Consider the following 14,926-nt stretch of genomic DNA (forward strand, 5'->3'; position numbering starts at 1 on the left):
AGCCTTGCTATCGCTTGCCGGATAGCTATGTGGGGCCTGTGAAAATTGCTTAGGGAAGGGTGATCGCTTGATCCTTCCAGTGAATTGGATCGTCCACAATCAGGTCGAGGACTCGATGCGCGCCACCGCGCAGTGACAGATCTTCCGAGTGGGGGAGGATATCGATCTGTGGTGTATGCCAGGGGGCCTGAAGGACGCGCGTTGCAAGTTCTTCGCGAAGACTAGGCAGCAGGTAGGGTGCAATCTCGGCAACCAGGCCGCCCAAGTAGACCTGAGAGATATCAACAGTGTTGACGACTGCGGACAGTGCTTGCCCCAATGCGTGGCCGGCATGGGTCATGGCGTCTTGAGCGCGTGAGCTGTGGCCCGCGTGCTGCAGAATCTCGCGTGTGCTTGCGTTGTCGCCCAGTCCGGCCGCGCGGCCAAGAGCTTTCAATCCCGCGACAGTTTCCAAGCAGCCGCGCGCACCACACGAACAGATATCGCCTTCGGGTTCCACACAAATATGCCCGATTTCGCCCGACCAGCCGTGTGCACCGCTCAGCGGCTGATGGTTGACGATCAACCCGCCGCCGATGCCGACTTCTCCCGAGACGTAGATGAAAGAATCTGGCCCTTCGGGGACCCCGGGGCGAGGATAGGCGACGGCGTAGGCTGCCAAGTCGGCCTCGTTCGCAACTAGGGTGACGGCAAGGTCGTGAAGGGGGTGAAGGAGTTCCTCGCGGGGAATATTTCGCCAGCCAAGGTTGGGGGCGATGGTCAGGGTGTCAGTGGAGAAGAGGCCGGGGAGGGCAAGTGAACTTCCCAAGAAAAGTGCACCTGAACTGCTTCCTCCACGCAGGACGCGTCTGGCGATTCGTGCGAGTTTGCGCAGGGTTGAGGTGGGGTCTGCACCTGAGAAATCGCCGCTCACGCATTCGTGGGCTAAGACTGTCCCGCTCAGGTCAACAAGGTAGGCGCCAAGCGCCGAGACGTTGACCTGTAGACCCAGCGCAATAACCCTTCCCGAGGTCGGGGAGAGGACGCTGGTGGGGCGTCCCCTTTGCCCGGTTGAGAGTTTGTCCTCGCTTTCTTCGACGAGGCCGGAGTCAATGAGTTCGTCGACAAGCCGCGACATCGTTGCGCGTGAAATTCCGGTTTGGGCAGCGATGCCCGCACGGTTAATTGCGCCTGGGCTGGCCAGGATGTGGCGCAATGCCAAAGAAAGGTTGTGGGCACGCAGGGATTGATTGGTTGCCCCGGAATCGGGGTTCGATGTGCGTGCGGTGTTGGACATACCTTGACTCTATCGCAATTCAGGGATTATGTTATGAGACATAACAAAACGTGACGCAGTAGTCATTTAATCTATGGAAGGCCATGCTATGGCGTATGTACCTCGCCCCGAAGATCATTTCTCTTTCGGCCTCTGGACCGTGGGATGGAATGCAGTTGATCCCTTTGGAACCGGGACTCGTCCGGTGCTTGACCCGTGGGAATACGCTGCGAAGCTCGCAGAACTAGGCGCATGGGGAATTACCTTCCATGACAATGACGTCTTTGATTTCGATGCGTCAGATTCGGAGCGTCATCAGCGGGTCATGCAGCTGAAAGATGCTGTCGAAGACGCCGGCCTTGTTATTGAGATGGTCACGACGAACACCTTCACGCACCCGGTCTTCAAAGACGGTGGATTGACAAATAACGACCGTGAGATCCGCCGTTTTGGCCTGCGCAAGATCTTGCGTAACGTCGATCTTGCCGCGGAACTTGGCGCAACTACCTTCGTCATGTGGGGTGGGCGCGAAGGCGCAGAATACGACTCATCAAAGGATCTAAACGCTGCCTTTAATCGCTACTGCGAAGGCCTCGATACCGTTGCCGCCTACATCAAGTCCCGCGGATACAACCTCCGTATCGGTCTTGAGCCCAAGCCCAACGAGCCTCGCGGTGATATCTTCCTGCCGACCGTCGGTCATGCTCTGGCACTCATCGCGCAGCTCGATAATGGCGACGTTGTTGGCCTCAATCCTGAAACCGGACACGAACAAATGGCCGGCCTGAACTACACGCACGCCTTGGCGCAGGCGCTGAACGCCGGCAAGCTCTTCCACATTGACCTCAATGGGCAGTCGGGAATCAAGTATGACCAGGACAAGGCTTTTGGTCACGGAGATCTAGCCAGTGCCTTCTTCACGGTCGACCTCCTTGAGAACGGCTTCCCCGGGGGTGGGCCTCGCTACGAAGGGCCTCGTCACTTCGACTACAAGCCCAGCCGAACTGAGGGTATGGAAGGCGTTTGGGAGTCAGCTCGGGCCAATATGGACATGTACCTGCGTTTGGCTGAGAAGGCGCGCGAATTCCGCGCGGATCCCATCACCCAGGAACTCATGGAAGAGGCCTCTGTCTACGAACTCGCCCAGCCCACCTTGGATCCGGGCGAGACGATCGATGACTTCCTTGCTGACCGTAGCGCCTACGAGGATTTCGACGCTGATGCGAAGGGAGCCCGTGAATACCACTACGTCGAGCTCTACCATCACGCAATGCGACACCTGATTGGCTAAGACCGTGAGCGATAGCAGGCCTTTTGTTGCGGGAGTCGATTCCTCAACGCAATCATGCAAGATCGTTATCTGCGACCCCGCTAGCGGAAAGATCATTCGAGAGGGTCGTGCATCGCACCCCGAGGGAAGCGAAGTCGACCCTCAGGCGTGGTGGGAAGCCTTCCTCGAGGCCGTTCGCGCGGCTGGCGGGTTGGACGACGTGCGGGCGCTCAGCGTGGGCGGGCAACAGCACGGAATGGTCTGCTTGGATGAGCGAGGCGAGGTCATCCGCCCGGCGCTTTTGTGGAATGACACCAGAAGCGCCGAGGCCGCGCGGGAGCTGATCCTTGAACGCGGAGATGGCGATAGTGAAACTGGGGCTCGCTGGTGGGCACAGGCTACGGGACTTGTTCCTGTTGCCTCGTTTACGGTCACGAAACTGCGCTGGGTCGCAGACAATGAGGCGGAAAATGCGCGAAAGATTGCGGCAATCTGCTTACCCCACGACTGGTTAAGTTGGAAGATCCGCGGTGGCTTTGAGGCTGTCGGACTGGAAGGACTGTGCACCGACCGTTCCGACGCCTCGGGAACCGGATATATGGACCGGGCTGACGCAGTCTACAGGCGCGAAATCTTGGCTCAGGCGCTACGAATCTCGCTGGAAGAGGCCGAGGCAATCATTCTGCCGAAGATCTGCGATCCCGTGGAGGCTATGGGATTTGGGGATCCAAGGCATGGATGGGGAGAAATCGCCATCGGCCCAGGATGTGGAGACAATGCCGGTGCGGCTCTGGGCGTTGGCCTCGGTGTTGGCCAGGCTCTGCTCTCACTGGGAACTTCTGGGGTTGTTGCCGTTGTTAGCGAAACTCCCGTCGAAGACCCCAGTGGTCAAGTCGCGGGCTTTGCTGACGCAAGCGGGCACTGGCTTCCCCTCGCGTGCACACTCAACGCCTCGCGAATCCTTGATGCGGTCGGGGCGATGAGTGGCCTCGGCTATGAGGAACTGGACAAGGCGGCACTGTCGGTTCCCGACGCGGGAGGGCTGCGCCTCGTTCCCTATTTTGAGGGTGAACGCACGCCGAACCTGCCCGATGCCACCGCCCGATTGGAGGGAATGACGCTCAAGAACTCGACGCGCGCACACCTTGCTCGCGCCGGTGTCGAGGGCCTGCTTACTCACATGCGTTTCGCGCTCGAATGTGTGCGTGAGCTGGGTGTTCCGATCGAGAAAGTGCTCGTTGTCGGTGGGGGAGCGCGCTCGCGGGCAGTGCAGAGCTTGGCGCCCGAATTCTTGGGGATGCCCGTTGAATTTCCCGAGGCGGCGGAATACGTCGCCCTGGGTGCCGCAAGGCAGGCTGGGATGTTACATTCGCCCACGATGTGAACAAGTCGCGCGTGACCCCTGTCATGGCCATAGCATGAGGCTATGTTCCAGCGAATGCGTAGCTGACCTTCGCGTCAGCTTTTGACCAGACCTACTGATGGCTAGAGATTACTCGCCCGGGTCGTACGTCTTTGCGTTGGAAACTGCCGCAATCGCCAAATCGTGAGCGTAGCGGCTCGACCCCTCAGCCATCGCCTCTCCTCACGTCACAAGAATCAAAACGTGAACACAAGGAGAAATAACGATGGGCGCAATTGAGGCAAGGGACACCGATTACCAGAACTCTTGGGCATTTGAGACCAAGCAAATCCACGCGGGCTGGGACCGCGATCCCCAAACCGGTGCAACTTCCATCCCGATTCTTCAAACAACCTCATTCGCCTTTGACTCCGCGGAACGAGCCGCAGCCCGCTTCGCCCTGCAAGAGCTTGGCCCCATCTACACTCGCCTGGGCAACCCGACCAATGACTACGTCGAGGCCCGAATCGCTGCCCTCGAAGGTGGCGTCGGTGCGCTTCTGACTTCCTCTGGCCAATCTGCACTTACTCTTGCAATCCTGAACCTGGCATCTGCGGGGAACAACATTGTTGCTTCGCCTTCGCTTTACGGCGGTTCAACTTCGCTGCTCAATAACACCCTGGGTCGCCTCGGAATCGATGCCCGCTTTGTTCACGATCCCTACGATGTGGACGAATGGCTGTCTCTTGCCGACGAAAACACCGTTGCCTTCTACGGTGAAACCATCCCCAACCCCAAGGGCGACATCTTTGACATTGAGAAGATCGCGCAGGCCGCACACTCTGTTGGCGTTCCGCTGATCGTCGACAATACTGTCGCCACCCCCTACCTGACCAGGCCAATCGAATGGGGCGCCGACATTGTCGTTCACTCGGCCACGAAGTACCTGGGCGGACACGGAACCGCAATTTCGGGTGCAATCGTCGATGCCGGTAACTTCGACTACACGAAGGACCCCAAGCGTTTCCCCGGTTTCAATGAACCCGAATCTTCCTACGCGGGCCTCGTCTTCGGACACGACCTGAGCGCCGAGAAACTTGGAGCAAACCTCTCCTACATCATTCGTGCACGTGCAATTGGTCTGCGCGATGTCGGCTGTGCTCCCTCGCCCTTCAACTCCTTCCTCATCGAGCAGGGTATCCAGACCCTGTCGCTGCGCGTCGAGCGCCACGTTGACAACGCGCTGAAAGTCGCGAAGTTCCTCGAGGCCCACCCGCAGGTCGAATCCGTGAACTATGCGGGTCTTGAATCCTCGCCCTATTACGAGCTCCACCAGAAGTACAACCCTCGCGGTGCTGGCGGTTTGCTCTCTTTCGTCATCAAGGGAGGCTTGGAGGCCGGAACCTCATTTGCGACCTCGCTCAAGCTTCTCCCGACGGTTGCAAATATCGGCGATGCGAAGTCCCTGGTTATTCACCCCGCATCTACCACTCACTCTCAGCTCAATGAGGAACAGCTGCGCGCTGCGGGAATTGAACCCGGAACCGTTCGCCTGTCTATTGGTATTGAGAACGTTAACGACATCATTGCCGATTTGACGCAGGGCTTCGAGGCCGTCGCCCACCTGGCCTGACACTGGCCAGCCCGCGCAATTTCGAGGTAAGTGAGGAAGAGACCATGAGCCGACGTGAACTTGGACCGATCCCCGTCAGCGGTGCGTGGACGCCTAATGACCCCGTCGCATTCCGTAAGTTTGCGCACTTGGGGCCCCTCCGCCTCGAAAATGGTTCATTCTTGCCGGAAGTGACCCTGGCCTACGAGACCTTGGGCACGCTCAACGAGGACCGTTCCAATGCAATCCTCGTTCTGCACGCACTGACAGGCGATGCGCATATTTCCGGCCCCACAGCTCCCGGCCAGTCAACCGCCGGTTGGTGGGAAGAGGCCGTTGGCCCGGGTAAGCCATTGGATCCCGAGCGCTATTTCATTGTCGTCCCCAACGTCCTTGGCGGCTGCCAGGGGAGTACCGGTCCGTCCTCGACCGCGCCTGACGGGCAGCCGTGGGGATCCCGATTCCCCATTATTTCCACCCGGGATCAGGTTCTTGCCGAGGCCAGACTGGCTGATTACCTTGGCATTCCGACGTGGAATGCAGTCATAGGTGCTTCCTTGGGAGGGCACCGCGCCCTCGAGTGGGCCGTCACCTACCCGCTGCGCTGCGAGCGATTGATCGTTGTCGCCTCGGGGGCATGCACGAGTGCCGAGCGGGCTGCGTGGGCGCACACGCAGATTCGTGCAGTTGAATTGGATCCGAACTGGAATGGCGGCGACTACTACGACCAAGAGAAAGGACCTCACGCTGGACTCTCTCTTGCCCGTCAGATCGCACACACGACGTATCGCTGTCCTCATGAGTTGGATGCACGTTTTGGTCGTGCACCTCAAGATGATGAAGATGTTCTGAGCGGCGGCCGTCTGGCTGTCCAGTCCTACTTGGACTACCACGGGGCGAAGCTTGTGCGTCGTTTCGACGCGGGTTCCTACGTTTCCTTGTGCCGCACGATGCTGAGCTACGACATCGGTCGCGATCGTGGGGGAATTGCCGAGGCCTTACGGCAAATTACCGCGCAGAGCCTGATTGTTTCAGTGGATTCGGATCGTTTGTTCTTTGCAAAAGAGGGATATGCGATCGCTGAAGGAATCACAGGCGCAAAGTTTGAATGTATTTCCTCTCCTCATGGGCACGATGGCTTCCTGATCGAATACGAACAGCTCAACCGGATGCTCTCAGAATTCTTGGAAAACCAGTCATCTTTCGTCGATTCAGCGGCGCTGTAAGGGTATTGAAGGACGTAAATTTCTTTCTTATGTGAGGCCTGAGCTAGGCACAGCTCATTCATAGAGTTGGCTGGCTCAATTGGATCATCACGATCCACGAAAGGACCTCACATGAAAACGCCAGCATCGACTCTTGTACGGTTATCAGCCGTAGCCGCGGTCGGCGCGCTCGCACTGAGCGCTTGCTCATCGACTTCCGGCACCGCTTCCTCGTCCTCGTCGGCCGTTAGCGCGAAGGCTGCCTCAAGTTCCTCGGTATCCGCCGAGTCCGGGACTGTCATTGCTCCCCCGAGTGCTGCCGAGGCCTTGGCTGCGAACGCGAAAGCCTCCTACGTTGAGGACAGCGCGTGGGATGCTTCTTCGGCTCAGACCATTACTTTGAATGGAAGTAGCGCGAGTACCTCCGCATCTGGAGTCAAGGTTGATGGCTCTACGGTGACGATCACTCAGGCTGGCGTTTACAAGCTCTCTGGAACGCTCAATGGACAGGTCAAGGTCGAGGCTGGGACGGATGCTCAAGTTGTCTTGATCCTTGACGGTGCGACAATCACGAACTCTTCGGGTAGCGCCATCAATGTGGTCTCTGCGGATGATGTTGTTCTGTCATTGAATGGTTCAAACACCGTCACTGACGGCACGCCTTCGGATACAAACGCTGAAGATAACGCAGCGATTTACTCCGATGCAGATCTCACCATTACGGGTAGCGGGTCACTGACGGTTAATGCCAACTACAACGACGGCATTACCAGCAAGGACGACCTCTACATTCTGTCGGGTAACATCACGGTCACCTCGAAGGACGATGCGCTACGTGGCAAGGACTCGCTGACCGTTGCCGGCGGAACTATCAAGGTCACTTCAGGAGGGGACGGCCTGAAGTCAGACCAAGATAGCGACACCACTAAGGGCTACGTCAATATCACCGGCGGCACCATCGAAATCACCTCTACGGGTGACGGCATCCAGGGTGAAACTGACGTCATCATCACCGGCGGTGATACGACGATCATTGCCGGTGGCGGGGCCTCGGCTGGAAAGGACTCCAACAATTCCACTAAGGGAATTAAGGCTGGTGTCTTCCTGATTGAAGACGGTGGCGAAGTCACGATTGACTCCGGTGACGATGGTTTGCACTCCTATGGTGCAATCCGACTGACCTCCGGAACGATCGTTGCTTCGACTGCTGATGATGGTATCCACGCTGAGGGTGCGGCCGTTCTTGACGGTGCGAAGGTCACTGTTGAGCAGTCCAGCGAAGCCCTTGAAGGTGGTTTGATCACCATCTCCAATGGCGAGGTCAATCTGACCTCCAGTGATGACGGTATCAATGGCTCCGGTTCGACCACTGTTGCAGCAGTTGAAGCGGCAAAGACCGCGACCAAGACGACCACGACCAACAACGGACCCGGCGGTGGCTCCATGCAGGATACCGGTGAGAAGATCCTGATCTCGGGCGGCACCATCACGGTGAACGCCGGCGGTGACGGCATTGACTCCAATGGCTCGGTGGAGATCTCCGGCGGTAACACGATCGTCTACGGCCCCACGGATGGTGGGAACGGCGCACTGGATTCGAACGGTGAATTCTTGGTCAGTGGTGGAACGCTTCTTGCCATTGGTTCTTCCGGAATGGCTGAATCGCCTTCGACCAACTCTTCACAGGGATGGCTGCAGGCTTCGGCGTCAGGTAACGCGAACTCGACCGTGACCATTAAGGATTCCAGTGGAAAGGTCTTGGCCAATGTTAAGTCCGCAAAGACCTTCCAGAATGTGGTCTTCTCGTCCGGAGATGTGTCGAATGGCCAGAGCTATACGGTGAGTGTGGATTCCAATTCGACCTCTGTTACTGCGGGTCAATCGACCGGCAGCCAGGGCGGTCCCGGTGGGGGAGCGCCCGGCGGTCAGGGAGGTGCTCCTGGCGGAAACCGTCAGGGTGGCCGCTGAGTGAAGTAGTGGGGGGATGCAACTTTGCTTGCATCCCCCATTTATTTGTCTACCTGCTTTGATCTACTGATCCGCTCGGTTTAATGGCGGCCTAGCATTCGGACCTTCCGCTACGCGGCTTTGACGGTGCTGAAAATGAAGGCGTTCGATGACAACCATGACCCATGTCGAGAACAGCACCGGCTGCAAAATCAGATTGATATTGTCTGGCGAGAGCAAGATCGTAAACATATAACTTGCGTTCGCATTACCGGACTCGGATGCAATGAAATCACTCAGGCCGTTAAAGAAAAATTGATAAATCGCCAGAAATAGTGTCATCCATTGGATGACGTACTCGGCGACTTGGAAGGTTTCTTCACTCACCTCAAGACGCGGGAAACGCCTAATCGCTGCGCGGTGAATGTAAGACTGGATGAGCGCAGCAGCCAAGATAAAAGTCAGGGTCATGAGAAGGAAAGTTCCTCCGCGGAACTTACCTCCGGCAGTAGAAATTGTTCCCTCTGCAGCGGCGGAAAGAGCAGGTTGTCCTTCCGCGAAACGCGAAACGACCACGAAGCCCGTGACGAATATTGAAAGGAGCGCGGCAATCAACACCATGTTGATCAGAGCGCTCAACGCGAGGTAGCCAACTGCACGCGCGAAGACCAGTCCGCGACGGTTACGACCGTACACAGCAAAGCCGCAGGCAATAACAAGAGAAATAGTCGTCACCGTATAGAACGCCGTGAGCATGACACCTCCAAACAATGCATGGCTGGATCAAGTTTCGCACATAGCTCATTCATAGACTCCGCTGGCTCAATAGTTACGTCACGCACGAAACAACCTTGAGGAGCATCAAATGACTGCACTCACCACAGCGATGGTTCTCCCGATCATCATTGACCTCTTCGCAATGTTGATCCTCGTTGGAGCCCTCTACTACCCCCGCCACCGACGCGCCGATCTTGTCGTCGCATTCTTTGTTGTGAACATCGGCGTCCTCGCAGTTGCAAGCGTCATGGCAAACTCGACGATCTCCGCAGGCCTAGGACTTGGCCTCTTTGGTGTCTTGTCGATCATTCGACTTCGCTCCGACGAGATCAGCCAGCGCGAAATCGCCTACTACTTTGCTTCCCTTGCCATTGGCCTGCTCCTCGGCATGAGCACAGCGATCTACTCCTACGCAATGGTCGCGTTGGTGCTTGCAACGTTGGCCGTTGGTGATTCAACTCTGATCCTTGGACGCTCGGGCTCGCAGCAAGTCCAATTCGACCGCGCAATCGCAGATGAGAAGGAACTTCGCCAAGCACTTGAAGCCCGCATGGGTGTCAAGGTGACCGGAGTCAAGGTCATCAAACTCGACATGGTCAACGATCTCACCTTGGTTGACGTTCGCTACCGGGTCCCGGCCAAGCGCTGAACTTACGCAAATCGCCACCCCAGCCTCGGCCTCGTGAAAGAACTGGAGGACACCATGACGCACGAACTACACAATCTGACGAATCTGGAACGAATCAGCCTCGATGACATGAACGCACGCGCCGCGATGCTCACGCGAGTCGACCGCAAGTACGTCGTGCCCACGGATTGCTTGGATGAGTTGCTCGCGCTCATGAACCCGGCAACGCAGATTCTGGAGATCGGGGGGAAGATTGAGCAACGCTATGCCTCGTGCTACTTCGATACTCCCGAGCTGCACTCCTTCATGGATACCGCGCACAAGCGCCGCCGCCGCTACAAGGTCCGCACGCGCTCCTACCTCGATTCGAAGCTGGCCTTCCTTGAGGTCAAGACTCGAGGCCCGCGCGGGCACACCGTCAAGAAGCGCATGGCCTACGACTTTGCTCAGGCAGCGCGGATGGAACTGAGCCGCAAGGGCAGACTTTGGGTGGCCGAAAGGCTCGAGGCCGCTCAGTGCTTTGACGGCGTTGGTCGGGTTGATTCCCTGCTCCCCGTGCTCTCGGGAACCTACACGCGTTCGACGCTTCTCATGGCAGATGGTCAGGGGCGCGCGACGATTGACACCGAGCTGCACTGGGACTCGTGGGGTCATGAGCTTCAGGCGCCCCACATTGCGATTATTGAGACCAAATCAGGCGCGGCTCCTTCTGAGCTGGACCGGTTGCTGTGGGCAAATCGGATCCGCCCCTCGCGTATCTCGAAGTACGCGACTGCGATGGCTCTGCTGACGCCGGACTTGCAGACAAACCGATGGACTCGCGTGATTGATCGTTTCTTCACAATGAGGCCAACGGTCCAGCAGGCGCTTGCCGCATGAGCAGACCGCGGGGTTGATCCCGCACACAAGCTGTCCCGCGAAGTGTGCGTGATGACCCAGAGGTGCTGCGCGGGACTACGCTGGGGGGTGTGGAAATTCCACGCCCCCCAGTTCTGATGCGATCGTGAGGAAAAAATGACACTGCCTTCGGAAAAACTTGCTGAGCTCGGCCTTGAACTGCCTGAGGTTGCCAAGCCTGTTGCCGCCTATGTTCCTGCCATTGAGGATCGCGGTGTTGTGCGCACCTCCGGCCAGCTTCCCCTGGAAAATGGCGAGCTAGCCTGCATTGGTGCGGTCGGTGAAGATGGTGCGGATCCCGAAGACGCTTACGAGGCCGCACGCATTTGTGCGTTGAACGCGATGGCGGCTGCGGCTGCAGTTGCGGGCGGTGTGGATCGTTTGGCTTCGGTAGTTAAGGTGACTGCCTTTGTTGCTTCCTTGCCGAACTTCTACGGACAAGCTGCTGTGGTTAATGGAGCATCTGAACTGCTGGGCGAGGTTTTTGGCTCGCAGCACGCGCGTTCAGCTGTGGGTGTTGCAGCCTTGCCGCTGAATGCCTCGGTTGAGGTCGAGGTCGAGTTCGCACTCCGATCCAAGTGAATGGGATCGCTCAGCGCTCTATTTAGCAAGGATTTAAACTGAAATAAAGGTTTGCGTGCGGGCGTTCCTGTGAATACCCGCTGGTTAACAGCTTTATTCCAAGGAAGAGGACGAAATGACAGAGACTTTGCCCGAGGCAGCAGCGCCGGGAACTGGACAGCAATTCAAGCTGGTTGACGTGTCGACCACCCCCTCTGAGGGCGGATGCGGTTGCGGTTGTGGCGGCCACGGAAAGAAGGAACAGGCTGCTCCTGCAGCACCTGCAACTGAGTCGCACGGAGGCTGCGGCTGCGGTGGGCACGGACATAAGGCCGAGGCTGCACCCGCACCCCAGTCACACGGTGGTTGCGGTTGTGGCGGCCACGGCGCTCAGGAAGCTCCGAAGGCTGAGGCATCTGCTCACGGGGGTTGCGGTTGCGGCGATCACGGCCAGGGAACAGCGCACGTTGTATCGCAGGATCCCGCCGTTCGTGAGGACGAGCTTGTTATTCATTCCCTGCCTAAGGTTGTTCGCCATGCTCTGCTCTTTGCTGCGATGGATAACCTTCCGCTTGGCGCATCGCTGATTGTCGTTGCTCCGCATCAGCCCGTCCCGCTGTTCAACTACCTGCAGGAAAGTGAATCGCACTACCGCGTTGAGACCATCGAGACCGGTCCGGTCGACTGGCGCTACCGCGTGACACGTCTGTCCTGATCTTCGGACGCTTTATGCCCGCGAGCCCCGCGCTCGCGGGCATTTTAGTTTCAATAAAAAAGCCCGAGATATCAACGAGGTTTTCGCTGATATCTCGGGCTTGCCTGAGCCGCCTGTGGGAATCGAACCCACGACCTATTCATTACGAGTGAATCGCTCTGCCGACTGAGCTAAGGCGGCCGGGCTTATCTGCACTTCACTACTGAGGTGGAGAAAAGCTACCTGAAGTACTTTAGCGGTTACCACTTGTGAGAAGCAAACGTTTCGTGACAGAGGTGATGTGGGATTGCCCGCACAGCAATGTGCGATACATGAGTCAGATCGCCCGGCGAATGTTAGGCTAAATTGTGTTGACAGAAGATGACGAAAAGTCAGAAAACCCGGCTAAGATCCCTGTAGTGCTCCTGGTTAACCTTGGCACTCCCGAATCGCCCAGCCCCAGCGATATTCGCCGTTTTTTGCGTGAATTTCTGAGTGATCGTCGAGTAATTGAACTTCATCCTCTGATCTGGAAGCCAGTTCTTGAAGGCGTGATTCTTCCTTTCCGCCCCTCTCGAGTCGCACCAAACTATCGTTCGATTTGGACTGAGCATGGTTCGCCGCTCATGGCGTATTCCATCGCCCAAGCCGAATCTCTTTCAGAGCTGCTTGGTGGTCAAGCGAAAGTTGCGCTCGCAATGCGCTACGGAAAGCCCTCTATTGAGAGCGTCCTTGATGATGTGTTCGCGAAGGGGCATCGCCGCGTCCTTCTTCTCCCCGCCTATCCGCAATATGCCGCGTCATCTGCGGGAACAGTCACTGACGCATTAGCGCGCTACATCCTGAAACGTCGCAATCATATGGAAGTGCGCACGATCCGTTCGTTCCCAACGGAACCTGCCTATATTGAAGCCCTAGCCCATGCTATCGAGGAAGATTGGGCACGCCGGGGTCGCCCTGATTTCGCATCTGGAGATCAGCTCCTTGCGTCTTTCCATTCCATCCCTCAGAAAATGCACGATGCGGGTGATCCCTACAAGCAGGAGTGTATGGCGACGGCAAATGCACTCCGAGCGCGCTTAAATCTCGACGAAGACCAGCTTTTAGTGACGTTCCAATCGGTTTTTGGGCCCGCGAAATGGTTGGGGCCGGCGACCATCGATACCGTCGCCGAGCTTGCTCGTCGCGGGACCCGGCGTCTTGATGTGATTTGCCCTGGCTTTATGACGGATTGCCTGGAAACCGTCGACGAGATTGCAAAGCTCAATCGTGATGCTTTCCTCGAGGCCGGCGGCACCGACTTTACCTATATTCCTTGGGGTAATGCATCTGCCGGTGCTGTTGATACTTTGGGTGCGATTGCCCGTCGTGGGTTAGCGGGTTGGGTTAATTTCTCTGACGAGGCCTAGCTGCTTATCGTTGCCGAGTTTCCTTTGTGCGCCATTTGTTCCACATGCGCGCCGCGCCAACACCAAGCCCCAGTGCAATGACGGTGGGCACAAGCAAGGTTGCGCCTCGGTGCGTAAATTCAATAACCAAGCACAGCGCAGTCAGCGGTGCGCTCATCGACGTTCCAAGGACGACCACGGCGCCGATGAAGGCGAAACAGACAATTGCAGTTGTGTCGCCGGGGTAGATGTAGGACCAGAGAATCCCCAGAATCGCACCGCTCGATGCGCCTAGCGCAAGACCGGGGGTAAGAGTTCCACCCCATGCGCCTGAGCGAATAGTGGCAAGTGTGCCAATAAGTTTGGTGAATCCATCGATTGCAAGAGAAGCAAGTAAAGCGACTCCGATTCCCGCAGCCGCGCGGCCTCCCTGTCCTAAAACAGCTCCATCAAAAGCAAGCTGAGCGGTCGATTGTCCGTTCCCGGCAATTGATGGAACCCAGACAGTGATCACTCCGATGAGGGTGAAGGTGGGGACCATCCAAGCAAGCAGGCGCCAGCCGGTAGGGCGTGCAGCGGAGCACGCTGCAACAGCGCTCTTGAAAAGGAGTCCGATGATTCCAAGGAGAGGCCCGATAATGACGGCCCATAGTGTTAGCGATGCGGTCGGAAGGAGCTGGGTGGCTTCGGGAAGTGTGTAGAAAGGATCGCTTCGAACCCAACCGTGTGCGACCAGGACCGCTCCGCCACTGATGATCAGTGCGGGCCAAACCGCGCTTGCCGTGACCTCGATCAGAAGAATCTCAAGTGCGAAAACTGCTCCTGATAAAGGGAGTGAATAGACTGCAGCAAGACCTGCTCCGGCGGCGCAGCCAACGATTATGCGACGCTGCTCAGGTGGAAGATAAAGAAAATCGGCGATCTTCCCACCCAGAGAGGCACTGATTTCGCGGGGCGCAACTTCACGGCCGATGGAAGCGCCCATTCCGACAATGACGATCTGGTTAATTGAGTGCCAGAAAGTCAGAAGAATCGGCATCTTCTGACCATTAACCGCCTTGGGTAGTGAGACGGGTTTACCCCCGGCGCGCGCGTAGAGATACCAGGAAATTCCTCCGACGAGGCCTGCTCCTCCCAGTGCGCAAATCCTGTGCCACCAAGGGACTGAGGAAATTGCGTGAAGAAGCGTGCCGCTTGCGTCGCCGAAGACGAGGCCCTCAATGAGGTGGAGAAGATGCGAACACCCGGCACCAACCAGCCCTGCCGTTATCGCGGTGATGAGTACCGCTAGCCCCATGCGAATACGGGGCGACAGCCGAGAGATTGGTATACCGGGTGTGCTCACACTAG

At 57.5% G+C, this 14,926-nt stretch carries 13 protein-coding genes and 1 tRNA gene; 10 read left to right on the top strand and 4 right to left on the bottom strand.

From position 1 onward, the window contains the following. Window positions 1-49 precede the first annotated feature (49 nt). The gene (locus HGAS_RS05355; RefSeq protein WP_019126821.1) at window positions 50-1,276 is read right to left on the bottom strand and encodes an ROK family transcriptional regulator; all 1,227 of its coding nucleotides are present in this window, start codon (window positions 1,274-1,276) and stop codon (window positions 50-52) included. Window positions 1,277-1,364: 88 nt separating this feature from the next. Here HGAS_RS05355 and xylA point away from each other — a divergent pair, with 88 nt between their 5' ends. The 5 genes from xylA (at window position 1,365) to HGAS_RS05385 (ending at window position 8,652) form a co-directional block, all read left to right on the top strand. Then, window positions 1,365-2,546, top strand: a complete 1,182-nt coding sequence (xylA, locus tag HGAS_RS05360; protein ID WP_019126822.1) for a xylose isomerase — start codon at window positions 1,365-1,367, stop codon at window positions 2,544-2,546. A 4-nt stretch (window positions 2,547-2,550) separates the two neighbouring features. Next, window positions 2,551-3,909, top strand: a complete 1,359-nt coding sequence (locus HGAS_RS05365; protein WP_019126823.1) for a xylulokinase — start codon at window positions 2,551-2,553, stop codon at window positions 3,907-3,909. A 244-nt stretch (window positions 3,910-4,153) separates the two neighbouring features. Further along, window positions 4,154-5,500: an O-acetylhomoserine aminocarboxypropyltransferase/cysteine synthase family protein gene (locus tag HGAS_RS05375; RefSeq protein ID WP_019126824.1), complete on the top strand. Its 1,347-nt coding sequence runs from the start codon at window positions 4,154-4,156 to the stop codon at window positions 5,498-5,500. A 44-nt stretch (window positions 5,501-5,544) separates the two neighbouring features. Then, window positions 5,545-6,705: a homoserine O-acetyltransferase MetX gene (gene metX, locus HGAS_RS05380; protein ID WP_019126825.1), complete on the top strand. Its 1,161-nt coding sequence runs from the start codon at window positions 5,545-5,547 to the stop codon at window positions 6,703-6,705. Window positions 6,706-6,816: 111 nt separating this feature from the next. Beyond that, window positions 6,817-8,652: a carbohydrate-binding domain-containing protein gene (locus HGAS_RS05385; RefSeq protein WP_019126826.1), complete on the top strand. Its 1,836-nt coding sequence runs from the start codon at window positions 6,817-6,819 to the stop codon at window positions 8,650-8,652. A gap of 63 nt (window positions 8,653-8,715) precedes the next feature. Here the strand turns inward: HGAS_RS05385 and HGAS_RS05390 are convergent, their stop codons facing one another. Next, entirely contained in the window at window positions 8,716-9,387 is a 672-nt protein-coding gene (locus HGAS_RS05390) for an SA1002 family membrane protein (RefSeq protein ID WP_019126827.1), read from the bottom strand. A 109-nt stretch (window positions 9,388-9,496) separates the two neighbouring features. On the opposite strand from HGAS_RS05390, the gene HGAS_RS05395 reads away from it, so the two are divergent. From HGAS_RS05395 to HGAS_RS05410, 4 genes are all read left to right on the top strand, one after another. Further along, complete coding sequence (locus HGAS_RS05395; RefSeq protein ID WP_019126828.1) at window positions 9,497-10,057, top strand: DUF4956 domain-containing protein; 561 nt, start codon at window positions 9,497-9,499, stop codon at window positions 10,055-10,057. A 54-nt stretch (window positions 10,058-10,111) separates the two neighbouring features. Then, complete coding sequence (locus HGAS_RS05400; protein WP_019126829.1) at window positions 10,112-10,915, top strand: polyphosphate polymerase domain-containing protein; 804 nt, start codon at window positions 10,112-10,114, stop codon at window positions 10,913-10,915. A gap of 135 nt (window positions 10,916-11,050) precedes the next feature. Further along, entirely contained in the window at window positions 11,051-11,515 is a 465-nt protein-coding gene (locus HGAS_RS05405; protein WP_009408440.1) for a RidA family protein, read from the top strand. 115 nt (window positions 11,516-11,630) lie between these two features. After that, entirely contained in the window at window positions 11,631-12,209 is a 579-nt protein-coding gene (locus HGAS_RS05410; protein WP_019126830.1) for a DUF2249 domain-containing protein, read from the top strand. Between the two features lie 107 nt (window positions 12,210-12,316). On the opposite strand, the gene HGAS_RS05415 is transcribed toward HGAS_RS05410, so the two are convergent. After that, window positions 12,317-12,389 (bottom strand) — tRNA-Thr (locus HGAS_RS05415). A gap of 218 nt (window positions 12,390-12,607) precedes the next feature. Between HGAS_RS05415 and hemH the strand changes: the two genes are divergently transcribed. Further along, window positions 12,608-13,597 (top strand): ferrochelatase, encoded by a 990-nt coding sequence (gene hemH, locus HGAS_RS05420; RefSeq protein WP_233993721.1) that lies wholly within the window; start codon window positions 12,608-12,610, stop codon window positions 13,595-13,597. A 4-nt stretch (window positions 13,598-13,601) separates the two neighbouring features. Here hemH and HGAS_RS08500 read toward each other — a convergent pair whose 3' ends face one another. Next, entirely contained in the window at window positions 13,602-14,921 is a 1,320-nt protein-coding gene (locus tag HGAS_RS08500; protein WP_314968053.1) for a chloride channel protein, read from the bottom strand. Window positions 14,922-14,926: the final 5 nt, after the last annotated feature.

Origin of the sequence: Actinomyces sp. ph3 (assembly GCF_000308055.1) — a bacterium.
GTDB lineage: Bacteria > Actinomycetota > Actinomycetes > Actinomycetales > Actinomycetaceae > Pauljensenia.

Excerpts from the sequence above, each read along its gene's own strand:
- HGAS_RS05355 (WP_019126821.1), bottom strand. The coding sequence starts at position 1,276 with ATGTCCAACACCGCACGCACATCGAACCCCGATTCCGGGGCAACCAAT.
- xylA (WP_019126822.1), top strand. The coding sequence starts at position 1,365 with ATGGCGTATGTACCTCGCCCCGAAGATCATTTCTCTTTCGGCCTCTGG.
- HGAS_RS05375 (WP_019126824.1), top strand. The coding sequence starts at position 4,154 with ATGGGCGCAATTGAGGCAAGGGACACCGATTACCAGAACTCTTGGGCA.
- metX (WP_019126825.1), top strand. The coding sequence starts at position 5,545 with ATGAGCCGACGTGAACTTGGACCGATCCCCGTCAGCGGTGCGTGGACG.
- HGAS_RS05385 (WP_019126826.1), top strand. The coding sequence starts at position 6,817 with ATGAAAACGCCAGCATCGACTCTTGTACGGTTATCAGCCGTAGCCGCG.
- HGAS_RS05390 (WP_019126827.1), bottom strand. The coding sequence starts at position 9,387 with ATGCTCACGGCGTTCTATACGGTGACGACTATTTCTCTTGTTATTGCC.
- HGAS_RS05395 (WP_019126828.1), top strand. The coding sequence starts at position 9,497 with ATGACTGCACTCACCACAGCGATGGTTCTCCCGATCATCATTGACCTC.
- HGAS_RS05400 (WP_019126829.1), top strand. The coding sequence starts at position 10,112 with ATGACGCACGAACTACACAATCTGACGAATCTGGAACGAATCAGCCTC.
- HGAS_RS05405 (WP_009408440.1), top strand. The coding sequence starts at position 11,051 with ATGACACTGCCTTCGGAAAAACTTGCTGAGCTCGGCCTTGAACTGCCT.
- HGAS_RS05410 (WP_019126830.1), top strand. The coding sequence starts at position 11,631 with ATGACAGAGACTTTGCCCGAGGCAGCAGCGCCGGGAACTGGACAGCAA.